6 protein-coding genes are annotated in these 13,700 nt (G+C 49.0%); all 6 read left to right on the top strand.

What is annotated here, in order from left to right; translation table 11 throughout:
* The first annotated feature begins 62 nt into the window (after window positions 1-62).
* Window positions 63-3,320, top strand: a complete 3,258-nt coding sequence (locus tag BUB99_RS16675; RefSeq protein WP_245816867.1) for a DUF1553 domain-containing protein — start codon at window positions 63-65, stop codon at window positions 3,318-3,320.
* A gap of 4 nt (window positions 3,321-3,324) precedes the next feature.
* Complete coding sequence (locus tag BUB99_RS16680) at window positions 3,325-4,809, top strand: DUF1501 domain-containing protein (RefSeq protein ID WP_073124369.1); 1,485 nt, start codon at window positions 3,325-3,327, stop codon at window positions 4,807-4,809.
* Between the two features lie 53 nt (window positions 4,810-4,862).
* Window positions 4,863-5,972 carry an NHL repeat-containing protein gene (locus BUB99_RS16685; RefSeq protein WP_139281064.1) on the top strand — a complete coding sequence of 370 codons (1,110 nt, stop codon included), beginning with the start codon at window positions 4,863-4,865 and terminating at the stop codon, window positions 5,970-5,972.
* A 67-nt stretch (window positions 5,973-6,039) separates the two neighbouring features.
* Window positions 6,040-7,410 (top strand): c-type cytochrome domain-containing protein, encoded by a 1,371-nt coding sequence (locus BUB99_RS16690; RefSeq protein WP_073124371.1) that lies wholly within the window; start codon window positions 6,040-6,042, stop codon window positions 7,408-7,410.
* Between the two features lie 762 nt (window positions 7,411-8,172).
* On the top strand, window positions 8,173-11,964 hold the full coding sequence (locus tag BUB99_RS16695) for an Ig-like domain-containing protein (RefSeq protein ID WP_073124373.1): 3,792 nt from the start codon (window positions 8,173-8,175) through the stop codon (window positions 11,962-11,964).
* 65 nt (window positions 11,965-12,029) lie between these two features.
* Window positions 12,030-13,592 carry a carbohydrate-binding protein gene (locus tag BUB99_RS16700; RefSeq protein ID WP_139281065.1) on the top strand — a complete coding sequence of 521 codons (1,563 nt, stop codon included), beginning with the start codon at window positions 12,030-12,032 and terminating at the stop codon, window positions 13,590-13,592.
* Window positions 13,593-13,700: the final 108 nt, after the last annotated feature.

Genomic DNA, 13,700 nt, shown 5'->3' on the forward strand with positions numbered 1-13,700 from the left:
AGGCTGATGATGTCATCTTTGGGATAGTCAAATTGTAAAAGTGAAAAGTGAATTTTCAAAGCATGAAGAGGACAAATACATTACAAAACCTATGGCGTACGATGTGTGGATATATCTTGGTGATCATCGGGTTGTCAGCTTGTCAGCCAGACTTGCCCGAAGAAGTCGCCGTAGCTTATCAAAGCCTGCCCCAAGAGTTGGATTTTAACGTTCATGTCAAGCCTATTTTGTCGGACAAGTGTTTTGCTTGTCACGGACCAGACAAGGGGAAGATAGTAGCAGGGCTACAATTGCATGAAGCAGCTACAGCCTATGCGGAACTCCCAGAGTCACCAGGCAAGTATGCCATCGTGCCAAGGAATTTGGCCAAGAGTGAGGTGGCTCATCGTATTTTGAGTTCAGATCCAGAAGTGATCATGCCCAACCCCGAATCTAACCTGAAACTGACGGCTTATGAAAAGGCAATTTTGGTCAAATGGATAGAAGAGGGCGCAGTGTACAAACCGCATTGGGCATTTGAGGCACCTAAGGAAGTAGCGTTACCTGCCAGGGGACAACAGTGGGCGACCAATGCCATCGATCGTTTCATCAGTGCTAAATTGGAGCAGGAAGGCTTGACCCCTTCTCCACAAGCGGACAAGGAGTTGCTCTTGCGCAGAGTATCGCTTGATTTGACAGGTTTACCACCTACACCACAAGAGATAAAGGCATTTTTGAGCGATGAGCGACCCGATGCTTATGAAAAACAAGTCGATAGGTTGTTGGCCTCTCCGCACTATGGTGAGAAGATGGCGGTGGATTGGCTTGATTTGGCTCGCTATGCAGATACGCATGGCTACCAGATCGACCGATACCGTGACATGAGTCCGTGGCGTGATTGGGTGATCGAGTCATTCAATGCCAACATGCCTTACGATCAGTTCTTGACTTGGCAGTTGGCTGGGGACTTGCTCCCTGATGCATCGCGCGAACAGATTATCGCGACGGGTTTCAACCGTCTGCATCCTCAAAATGCCGAAGGAGGTATCGTGGATGAGGAGTTTCGAGTGGAGTATGTGGCGGACCGTACCGCCGTATTGAGTACTGGCGTGATGGGGCTCACCGTGGCTTGTGCCAGGTGCCATGATCACAAGTACGACCCGATTTCCCAAAAGAACCATTACGAATTGTTTGCCTTCTTCAACAATATCAATGAAACGGGACAAATCTCGTGGGACGCTGATGATATTCCTGTACCCAACATACTTGTACCTACCAAAGAACAAGAAGAGATCATTAGTTACGTAGAGTCATTGATTGACCAATCCGAAGAGGGTTTGGCAGAGGCCAAAGAAAAGGAACTTGGAGAGGTCAACGCTTGGATAGCGGAAGGGAAATACACTCAGCTCAGCAAGAAGGAGTTGCTAAAAGGGGCTGTGGCCAAGTTTGATTTGGATCACAACCTGATGGATCAAATCAGTGGACAGTCGGGCAAGATGGGATTGATGTATCAGCAGGCAGGGCCAGCGACATTCGCAGCGGGCAAGCGAGGCAAGGCCATCGATCTGGATGGGGATGCTTGGTTGGATCTGAAACCCGTAGGCATCTACGACCGCAGCGAACCTTTTAGCATTGGGTTGTGGGTATATGTACCAGACTCTGTGGAGGAGGGCGTGATTTTTCACAAAAACATCGCCGTGATGCTGCACAGCAAGAAGGGCTATCATTTGTATCTCAAAGACAACAAACTTGAAATGGTGATGGCACATACATGGCCAGACAATGCCATCGAGGAAGTAAGTCAAGTGGAGCTGCCCAAGGAGGAGTGGGTGCAATTGACCATGACTTACGATGGATCGAGTCGGGCGGAGGGATTGCGTCTCTATATGAATGGGAGGGAGTTGGTCACCCAGGTGAACATTGATAATCTCTACAAGGACATCCTGTTTCATGACTATGAAGACCAAATCTATGCTGAGCCGATGGAGCCAGGTTTGATGATCGGTGCACGTTGGCGGGGGATTGGGTTGAGAAAGGGTCGTGCAGATGAAGTGGCCGTATTTGACCGTACGCTTTCTGCTTTGGAAGTAGCGGCACTGGCGGAGAGCGATCAGTTGGATCAAATACTGAGCAAGGCTCCTGCAGACCTGTTGGCGGCGGAAAAGGCCATCCTACAAGAATATTATTTTTATAGAAAGTCAAAGGCATATCGAGCCAAACAGACGGAATTGATGGCTCAGCGTAGCAGACTCAACGAGGAGGTAGAACCCGTCAAGCAGGTTATGGTGATGAAGGAAATGGAAACACCTCGTCAAGCCTATGTTCTGGAGCGGGGACAGTACAGCGCGTATGGTGAGGAGGTATTTCCCAATACACCCGAGAGCATCTTGCCGTTCCCAGATAGTCTGCCGCGCAACCGTCTGGGCTTGGCCAAGTGGCTTTTCTTGCCCGAGCATCCACTGACGGCACGTGTAGCTGTCAACCGGTATTGGCAGAACTACTTTGGGCGAGGAATTGTCCGTACGACGGAGGATTTTGGCAATCAAGGTGAGATGCCGAGTCACATGGAATTGCTGGATTGGTTGGCTTTGGATTTTATGCACAGTGGATGGGATGTCAAGGCGCTGCAAAAGAAAATCGTGATGTCGTCCACTTACCGCCAAAGTTCCTACTGTGATGCCCAGCTACGTGAGCGAGACCCGTCCAATGTCCTCTTGGCTCGCGGGCCTAATGCGAGGCTGACTAGCGAAATGATGCGGGACAATGCCCTACTGGCGAGTGCGCTACTCAACGATACGATAGGTGGCCCGAGTGTCAAACCCTATCAGCCAGAGGGCCTCTGGCAAATGAATGCCAATACCTATGTGCCTGACAGTGGTAGTGACATGTACAGGCGAAGTTTGTACACCTTCTGGAAGCGTAGTGTGCCGCTTCCGACGCAGGGGACTTTTGATCAGCCTGATCGAAACGAATGCACGGTGAGACGACAAAAAACCAATACACCACTGCAAGCTTTGGTACTGCTCAACGATCCGGCTTATGTAGAGATGTCTAAAAAAATAGGTGCAGAGATCTCACAAGCAGACAGTGCAGAGCAGGGGATACGATCCGCTTTTGTCTCGTTGACGGGACGAGAAATCAAGGAAGAAGAACTCGCCATTTTGCTCCGTCTCCGGGAGCACGAATTGGAGAAGTTTTCTCAGAATCCAGACAAGATGAAAGGTTGGTTGGAAGCAGGGCAATATGTCGTGCAGACCGATTTGGATCAGCCTACAGTGGTAGCCAATGCGGTGGTAGCCAGTGCGATTATTAATTCAGATGCAGCGATAACAAAAAGATAAAACCATGTGTGATCATAAACCAATACGATCCAATAACAAGGATTTACAGAAAGTAGAAAGAAAAATGGACCGTCGCAATTTCCTGACCAAGACCTCCATGGGATTGGGAGCAGCGGCACTCGGGTCATTGTTGGGAGCTGAAAGGCTTTTTGCCAATGCTACATCCCCTACTTTTGATGGGGGATTGGGCGATTTGCCACATTTCTTTCCCAAAGCCAAGCGAGTGGTTTATCTCTTTCAGAGTGGAGGTCCCTCGCAGTTTGAGACTTTCGATTACAAGCCCAAATTGGTCGATATGTTTGGCAAAGAACTCCCTGCATCCGTACGCCAGGGTCAGCGATTGACAGCCATGAGTGCGCAACAGTCGTCTTTGCCTATTGCTCCGTCAGCCTACAAGTTTGATCAATATGGGGAGTCTCGTGCTTGGGTCAGTGAGTTGATGCCACATACCGCAGAAGTGGTCGATGATCTTTGTTTCATCAAATCGATGTACACCGAGCAGATCAATCATGACCCTGCGATTACGTTTTTTCAAACGGGCCATCAATTGCCTGGGCGACCATCGATTGGTTCGTGGATGAGTTATGGATTGGGTTCGGACAACAAGAACCTGCCTTCGTTCATCGTGTTGGTGTCCAAAAATAGTGGAGGGCAGCCGCTCTACTCTCGCCTTTGGGGCAATGGGTTTCTCCCTACAGAGCATCAAGGGGTGCAGTTTCGCTCAGGCAAAGACCCTGTGCTCTACTTGACCAACCCTGAAAACTATGACCAACAGGATCGCGGGGAGATGCTCAAGTACCTCAAAGAACTCAACGAAGTGCAACATTCGGCGTATGCCGATCCAGAAATTAGCGCACGTATCGCACAGTACGAGATGGCTTTCCGCATGCAGACTTCTGTGCCCGAAGTGACGGACATGTCGGACGAACCAGATCATATCTTTGAGATGTATGGCAAGGACAGTCGTGATCCTGGGACCTATGCCGCCAATTGCCTGATGGCGCGTCGCTTGCTAGAGAAGGACGTCAAATTTGTACAACTCTATCACAGAGGGTGGGACCAGCACCTCAATCTGCCCGGTGGAATCAAACATCAGTGTCAGACCACAGATCAAGCGACAGCAGCCCTGATCAAAGACCTCAAGCAACGAGGAATGCTAGAGGATACCTTAGTGGTATGGGGAGGCGAGTTTGGTCGTACGGTTTATTCTCAGGGACAGCTGACACCCAACAATTATGGACGTGACCACCACCCAAAGTGCTTTACCATGTGGATGGCTGGAGCAGGAGTCAAAGCAGGATATACGCATGGAGAGACAGATGACTTCAGCTACAACGTAGTGAAAGACCCAGTACATGTACACGATTTTCATGCGACGATGATGCATCTGATGGGAGTGGATCACGAGCGATTGACCTACAAGCATCAGGGGCGCCGCTTCCGCTTGACGGACGTGCACGGACATGTGGTCAAAGATATTTTGAGTTAGATAACTAACCCTCTAAGGGTTTTGAACCCTTGGAGGGATGTTGATACATATACATGAAAACAAGACGAAACTTCATCAAGAAGACTTCACTGGTGGCTGGACTGGCAGCAGCTCTGCCGTCGATGAGCTTCAACGTGATCACCAAGAGCGCCGAACCGGAGCTGATCTTGGGGCACGGAGATTACCAATACAAACTCGTACGCGATTGGGCGCAGCTCAGTGCCGTGCGCAATCCTCTGCTCAACTGCCACGAGATGGTGATGGACAGCAAGGGGCGACTGATCATGATGGGTGACCATCCTAAGAACAACATCCTGATCTTTGACAAGTCGGGCAAACTGCTGGATTATTGGGGCACGGCCTATCCAGGAGGGCATGGACTCACTTTGTCACAGGAGGGTGAGGAGGATTTTCTCTACCTGACGGACTCAGGCTGGTTTCTCAACAAGGAGGGGCAGTGGACGCCACACAATGGTCGGGTAGCCAAGACCACTGTCGATGGCAAGGTGATCTTCGATATTGGGCATCCGCAGACGATCGGGGTTTACAAGGAAGGTGATCCATTCCGTCCCACGGAGGTGGCCGTCGCACCCAATGGCGACATCTATGTAGCGGACGGCTATGGCATGGACTACATTATCCAGTACAACAGCCGTGGCGAGTACATCCGCCACTGGGGTGGGCATGACAACAAAGATCCGAATTACAACCTGAAAAATGCCCACGGGGTGACCCTCGACCTACGCGACCCGAAGCAGCCCATGGTGGTGTGCTCGTCACGCAACGAAAGCACCTACAAGTGGTACACCCTTGACGGAAAATTCGTGAAGAAGGTCTACCTCAACAATATGTTTATGTGCCGCGCGGTGATCGATGACGACAACCTGTACACTGGCGTCTGCTGGTCGTCACCAGAGGCCAATGGCTATTACAATTGGCTCCTACACACGGGATTTGTGACGGTACTGGAGGGCGACAAGGTAGTGTCCAATCCCGGCGGTACCGCACCGGAGTACAAAAGGGGAGAACTACAGCCTAGTTACCAGTTGCCCGAAAAGCCAATATTGCATGGCCATGACGTGTGCATCGATGAGGACAAAAACCTCTACATCTGCCAATGGAACGCGAATAAAACCGCGCCACTCAAGCTGGAGCGGGTGTAGTTGAAAAAAGGCCTCCAAGGGTTTTAAATCCTTGGGGGGTGGATGAAGTAGCATAGCATAAAGAACAATGGAAGAATCAAACTTAATACTCTTTTTCGGGCGGTTTCACCCGCTGATCGTACACCTGCCGATTGGTTTTTTGATGATCGGAGCACTGATGGAGGTCGCCGAGCGACTCGGCTGGCTGTCCAACGTCCGCCCCGCTATTATATTCTCATTGCTGCTCGGGGTAGCCAGTGCGGTAGCGGCCAGTGTGCTGGGCTACATGCTCGGCACGAGCGGCGACTATGCACCCGATATGCTCGACGCACACATGTGGGCGGGGATCATCACGATGGGGGTTGCTGCAGCGGCACTGCTGCTCAAGACGCGTTGGGTGGATTTTACCAAAGTACAGACCCAGCTCTACCTCGGCCTGCTGGCGGTGATGATGATCGCCATGAGTGCCACTGGGCACCTGGGCGGAAACATGACCCACGGGTCGGACTATCTGACCAAATATGCGCCTTTCATCCCTAAGCCAGTCGATCCACTGGCCAGGCCGAAGGTGACCGACATCCAACAAGCACAAATTTTTGGTGATGTAATACATCCAATCATGCGGGATCGTTGCATGAGTTGCCACAGCAGCGAAAAGCAGAAGGGAAAACTTTCTTTTTCCTCCATAGAGGAATACCTGAAAGGCGGAGAAAGCGGTGACTTGATCGTAGCAGGAGATGCCTCAGCTAGCGAGCTTTTCAAGCGGATCAGCCTGCCTGCGGGTCATGACGACATCATGCCGCCAGAGGGCAAAGAGCCCTTGACCGAGGAGCAACAGTTATTGATTAAATTTTGGATTGATGGGGCAGGAGCCAACTTCGACACCCTGCTCTCTCAAGTGGAAGTACCCGAGGAAGTGATGACGGCTGCCAGTCACTACCTGGGCTTATCGGGTGATGGGGAACAAATGTTGGCGTTGGATTCCATTGCGCCCAAGGATTTAGAGCAGTTGCGCCTGATGGGGTTTGAGGTGCGCGAACTGGCGGCTGGTAGCTATGCGCTAGATGTGACTTTGCCGTCTGGCAAAGCCAACCCTTCTGATATCATGCGCTATCTCGATGCGCTAGATAAGGTCAGGGAGCATGTCGTTTGGCTGGCTATGGACGACAGTGGACTTAGCGATGAATATTTAGTGCACTTTGCGGGGTACCCGAATTTGCGAAGTTTAAAATTGAGTAACAATGCAATCACTGATGCAGGAATAAAACAACTCTCAGGACTCCCTGTTTTGGAGAAACTCAATCTGTATGGTACGGGAGTCACGGTGAGTAGTATGGATCACTTGCGCAGACTACCTGCACTTCAGGTCGTGTACGTATGGCAGACGGGTATAGACGAAGAGGCAATTCACGAGTGGCATTTGGAACATGACAAACCGAGATTGGTCTCAGGATCATAAATACAGACGCGAGCAACTCACCCCAATTAGACAACTAGCCCAGTTTTAGTTTTATATATTGTTGTTTATCACCTACTGGATTCCTTGATTCTATGAATTGTTAAATCTATAGACGGAATATTTATATTTAGTGGAATGTTTCTTGTTGTCTAGTTGCCTGTCTGTCAGTGTGGTATGGATGTACTTGCTACAAGTTGTCTTTTTTTAGCGTATAGCCATGATTTTGATCTGATTCGAAAAAGTCCAAGTAGCAAATCTGTCGTGTCATATTCTTGTTGTCCAGTTGTAGTTATTCAGTTTTTGTCTAGTGTGTTTGTTAGGAAATGGGGCAGAGATAGATCAATTTGACTTTGATTATTTTGAGAAAGACTAACATGACTGTACCCTTCATACCGTATGCCCTATGGTGTCCTTTGGACACGGGCTATCAGGAGACTTTGAATCATGCGTCTCTCTTTTCATTAATCTGTAAAAAACATAAGGTCCACCAAGTAATGACCGGAAAATCAAAATCATTGGTAGACCTATGTCTAGAAATTAACTGTAACTTCTAAACCGCGAATATCTATGATTCTATAATTACTCACGCACACTTTCTGCTTTAATCTCTTGAAGTAGTCAAAGACCATCTGTCCCCTCAAGTCCAAATAAAATGTGGGTTGGTTTGCACACATAGGAACATCCTGTTCCTAGCTATCACTGGTATGCCCTTTTGGGTAGCCTGTTGCATGAAAAATTATTATAAAAACTAAATGACTAAACATGAAATATTCATACTGGAAGAAGTGTGCGCTTCTTCTACTTACAATACCTATACTGGAGCAGTTGTCTGCTCAAAACGTTGAAGTAGATGTCAACGTCAACATCAAACATGAAGTAGGTGGTGTCTCTGATTTTGGGCGAGAACGCCATATTACATTGCACGCAGCATTGTCAGAGAGTGACTGGGCGGGGGAAGAAGAAAAAATGGAATACCTTCTCAATGACCTGGATGTCTACCTCGGTAGGGACAACGGTTCCTCTACTTGGAAGTTTCAGTATTCTGCCGAAGACCCCGACAACAGGAGTCATCATGACCCGGATAGTTTGTCGAGTTTTGCAGGTTGGTGGTTAGAAGAGTACGAAAACATCATAGAGACCAACGGTACCAAGCAGTACGAAAACCGATCTACAGGAAAGATCTGTGGAACCAACCCGCACCCGACCTATCCGACCTTGTCGTACTGGCACATGTGTGGATCTGAGTGGGGTAGAGCCAATGGATACGCTTGGCTGCCTCAGGATATCGAGACGTCTGCCGACTGGGTGACTCAGTATTTGGATGAGTTTTTTGTAGATGATCTGGCCTCAGAGGGTGAGTTGATGCCAGAGTATTGGGAAGTGATCAATGAGCCTGATATGCTCATGAATACTGGTGCTTTCATGGTGACGAGCTGGGAGGATATCTGGGAGTATCACAATCTCGTCGCAGAGGGAGTACGAAACCGACTTGGCAATCGGGCTCCTAAAATTGGCGGGATGACTTGGGGACTCCATGACTTCTTCGCCGATGATCTACACCGGTCACGTACGGTAGGGTATTCGGATGCCTACTACGGCAATACTCCGGGTGATGAAATCGCCAAGGCCTATGCTCGTGAGCAAACAGAGTCTGCTTACCTCAATCAAACGGGGCCTTGGACACAATGGGATGTCCTTTGGAAAGGCTTCATGGACAATGCGGGGGACAACATGGATTTTTACTCTGTTCATATGTACGATTGGCCGACCTATGGATCAAGTGGTGGAGCGACACGTTCTGGAGGTCATGTAGAAGCTATGCTGGAGATGATCGAGTGGTATGATGTTACAAAAAATGGAGTGAACAACCGCAAGCCTTTGGTCATCTCCGAATACGGAGCGGTACAGGGTGCATGGACTTACCTCCCTCATGATGCGAGATATGACTGGGAGAGCTTGAAGCCCTTCAACGCCATGATGATGCAGTTTCTAGAGCGACCAGATTACATCGAAAAGACGATGCCTTTTACTCCTATCAAAGCCCAATGGGGAGATGTAGATCAAAACGGAGACGGTACGCCAGAGTATGTCTACCAGTACAAGATGATGCGAGATGATGATCATGACGGCAACTGGGAGTGGAGTGACTACATCAAGTGGTTTGAGCTATGGGCAGAAGTCAAAGGAACAAGAGTGGACACCAAGTCAAGTGATCCTGATATTCAGGTGGATTCTTATGTCGATGGCAGAGACATGTATCTCATCCTCAACAACCTCGAAGGTGTAGCGAAGAGCATCAACTTGAATATGTTTGGCAACAGACCGACTCTTCAAAATGTCAACACCAAGCACTTGTATCTGCAGGGAACTAGCACGGTGAAGCTGGATGATACCAATGCCAGTTCGGCTCCTTCTGCTGTACAATTGGCGGCTGATGGTACCATGATATTGAAATACACGTATGCCAACAACGTCACAATCAACCAACAGTCTGTGGAGAAGAAGTTCTACGGAGAAGCAGTCAGCAGCAACGAGCGAGTAGATATCCAGTCGGGTATGAATACGTTCTATGTCAACGATGTAGCAGTACCTCAGGATGCCAGCAAGGCAGAAGCCATGCTACGCATCACGGTCAATTTGTTTGACGCTGAGGATGACCAAGTGGGCTTCTTATCGATCGATGAACTTAGAGTCAACGGGGTGGCAGTTGAAGCGCCACTTGATTGGAGAGGAGGGAGCCAAAACAGAAGCCGATGGTTTGGTACTTTGGAAATTCCCGTTCCAGTCAATTTGCTTCAAGCCAACAACCAAATCGATGTGGATTTTCATCATTCGGGAGAAGTGTGCGTCGTGAACCTCTCTACGTGGGAATTCACAACTGCCCCTGGTCGTACGATCGGTACAGACCCAGGTCCGTCTGTCGCTGTGACGGGAGTCAGTGTATCTCCGACTCAGGCTACCCTGACGAGTGTGGGAGCTACGCAGGCACTTACTGCCACGGTCGCACCGACCAACGCCACCAACAAATCGGTAAATTGGTCATCTAGCAACAGCAACGTCGCTACTGTCAATGCCAACGGTGTGGTCACTGCAGTAGCCAACGGGACGGCCACCATCACGGCGACTACCGTCGATGGTGCCAAGATCGCAACAAGTCAAGTGACGGTAAGTACTTCTAGTCAGATGATTGCAGTCACGGGAGTATCTGTTTCGCCTACCTCACTTTCTCTCAATGTAGGGCAGAGTACGGACTTGTCCGAGACGGTGAGTCCTGCCAATGCGAGCAACAAGGCTGTTTCTTGGGCATCAAGCAATACCAACGTCGCTACTGTCAATGCCAACGGGTCGGTGTCAGCTGTGGGAGTAGGGAATGCGACCGTTACAGTGACTACTGCGGATGGCAACAAAACAGCCACTGCTGCAGTGACGGTATCTGCGGGTACGCCATCGGGTACTACGATCGTGATCGAAGCAGAGTCGTTTGCCAGCACTGGAGGCACGTACAACGACGGTCATGTGCCCAATGGTGTGAATGTAGCACCAGGGCTGGGCATTAACTATGTGAATGCAGGCGATTGGGCAGAGTATAGCATCAATGTAGGGGAGGCTGGAGTGTACAGTATCGTGTACCAAATCTCTACTCCTATGACCAATGCGCAGATTCAGATAGCCATAGATGGCAACAATGTCTCGACTGACAATGTCGCCAACAATGGGCAGTGGGATAGCTATCAGGGGCTCACTGCGTCCAACAATGCTACACTGACAGCAGGTGTACATACCGTGCGAATCACAGCTTCGGGAACCAATGCTTGGCAATGGAACCTGGATAAAATTACTTTGACGAAAGTCGGAGAGTTGCCAGGTACTGGAGAAGGAAACCCTGTTTCCTTGACTATCCAAGCCGAGGATTTTGCAACGACAGGAGGGACATACTCTGGCTTCTTGACCTATACTGTCGGGAGCGTGATGGCCATCAACTACAACCAGACGGGTGATTGGGCAGATTACAATGTCAATATCCCCGAGACTGGAGATTACAATGTCGAGTATTTCATGGGGACGACTGTCAACGGCGCAGCGGTAGAGCTGTCAGTGGACGGGGTAGCTCAGCGTACCGATGCTGTGCCTAGCAATGGCAATTGGGATGCATATGCATCTGTCGTAGCAGGGGGGACGATTCATCTGAGTGCAGGATCAAATACGATTCGCCTCAAAGGAGCCGGTACCCATGGCTGGGAATGGAACATGGACCGCTTCATCTTGTCCAAAGGCGGAGCAAGTGCTAGAACAGCTTCATCTTCTGACAATCTGGAAATCCCCGTGACCATGTATCCTGTACCGGCAGACAACCTGTTGCACTTTAGAGGACTTGTGAAAGATTCGTATCAGTTTGTACTCTTCGATATCCGAGGCAAGCAGGTTATGAATGCGCAACTGAATAGACAAGACGGCTATCAATTGTCTGTATCAGACCTTCAGTCTGGCTTGTATCTGATTCGCATTCAGTCAGGAGCTGAAAGCAAAAGCCTTAAGGTCGTGATTACTCACTAAAACTAATATGCTCAGGCGGGTCGCATTTGCGGCTCGTCTTTCTTAAATTCTAAAACATGAAAATTATGAAAAGACTCATTACTTTGACAATGGTCATCGCATTGGCCATCCAACTTCGCGCCCAAGAGTGGGCAGGTATTGCCGTACCGGCTCAAGCGGGCTCGGGAAAAGAGTGGCAATTGCAATCCAATATTTCGGATGATTTTAACTACACCATGTCCGAAGGGAACCGGCCTGCTAGATTTAACGACAAGTGGTACCCAACCTATCACAACAATTGGTCTGGTCCAGGCAAAACCCAATGGAACAGTGCACAAGCCTGGGCCAATGGAGATCAGTTGGCGATTCAGGCCGTACGTGTGCCAGGGACTGATCAGGTCTACTGTGGTATCATTACTAACAAGACTCGAATCAAGTACCCGGTTTACTTCGAAATTAGTGCCAAGATCATGAATCAAAAATTGGCCAATGCATTTTGGCTCTTGAGTCCTGACGATACCCAGGAAATCGATGCGATGGAAGGGTATGGCGGTGGAGCTGGTCAAGAGTGGTTTGCCCACAGGATGCATGTTAGCCATCACGTATTTATTCGCAATCCTTTTCAAGATTATCAGCCCAAGGATGAAGGGTCTTGGGTGTACAACAGTCAGCCTTGGCGGGCAGAATATCATCGCTATGGCTGCTATTGGAGAGATCCTTGGCACCTCGAGTATTATATAGATGGACAGTTGGTCAGAACAGTATCCGGCCAAAATATCATTGACCCCAACGGCTATACCAATGGTACAGGACTCAACAAGGAGATGGATATTATTATCGATTGTGAAAATCAAACAGACTGGCGACCGGATCTTACAGACGCAGAGTTGGCCAGTGAGAACATCTTTTGGGTAGACTGGATGCGCGTGTACAAACCTGTAAATAGCTCTGGAGGCTCTAGTGGTGCTACTTTGACAATGGAAGCGGAAAATTTCAACAACACTGGTGGTAGTTATAATGACGCATCGGCTGGTGGCCCTGGTTTTGGAGTCAATGTCTCAGGATCGATCATCAACTATGTGAATGGAGGAGACTACGTAGAGTATCCCATTTCTATCCCAGAGGAAGGGGCTTATACTCTGACCTATAGATATGCCACGCCTATCAACAATACCAGTGTGGATTTTTCAGTAGCGGGGATTCCTTTTTTTACTACCACACTAGCTAATACTGGTGGATGGGGCAACTATCAGGATCAGACCGCAAGTCAAACGGCCTATTTTACTGCAGGGAATCATACGATTCGTCTCACAGCAGGTAGTGCAGATTGGCAATGGAATATGGATCGATTTACCTTGTCTAAACCGGGGAGTGCAAGACAGGGCCATGACCTCTTCAATGATAAGGAAGAAGTCGCACCACTATCAGTTTACCCAGTACCCGCTAGTCAATCGGTGAATGTCAAGGGCTTGACTCAGGACCAATACCATGTGGATATTTATGATGTCAGAGGAAGTTTGGAAATGAGCTCAGAGATTTCTCGATCGGATGCATACACCCTGCCTGTGAATCATCTCCAGCAAGGAATGTATATCCTACGGGTACATACTGGAGGTGAATCGTATAGCTTAAAATTGCTGGTTAGATAGATTTGATTCCCGTTTGGCGGTCAGCCATTCGTATTGATGATCTTTCAATCCACTTAACTAGAAAAGGACTCATTTTTTGAGTCCTTTTTTTATGAATGGGAATAGGAT

This window comes from Reichenbachiella agariperforans (assembly GCF_900142205.1).
Taxonomy (GTDB): domain Bacteria; phylum Bacteroidota; class Bacteroidia; order Cytophagales; family Cyclobacteriaceae; genus Reichenbachiella; species Reichenbachiella agariperforans.

What these genes read in the sequence shown, in the direction of transcription:
- BUB99_RS16675 (WP_245816867.1), top strand. Translation starts at nt 63, where the DNA reads ATGAAGAGGACAAATACATTACAAAACCTATGGCGTACGATGTGTGGA.
- BUB99_RS16680 (WP_073124369.1), top strand. Translation starts at nt 3,325, where the DNA reads ATGTGTGATCATAAACCAATACGATCCAATAACAAGGATTTACAGAAA.
- BUB99_RS16685 (WP_139281064.1), top strand. Translation starts at nt 4,863, where the DNA reads ATGAAAACAAGACGAAACTTCATCAAGAAGACTTCACTGGTGGCTGGA.
- BUB99_RS16690 (WP_073124371.1), top strand. Translation starts at nt 6,040, where the DNA reads ATGGAAGAATCAAACTTAATACTCTTTTTCGGGCGGTTTCACCCGCTG.
- BUB99_RS16695 (WP_073124373.1), top strand. Translation starts at nt 8,173, where the DNA reads ATGAAATATTCATACTGGAAGAAGTGTGCGCTTCTTCTACTTACAATA.
- BUB99_RS16700 (WP_139281065.1), top strand. Translation starts at nt 12,030, where the DNA reads ATGAAAAGACTCATTACTTTGACAATGGTCATCGCATTGGCCATCCAA.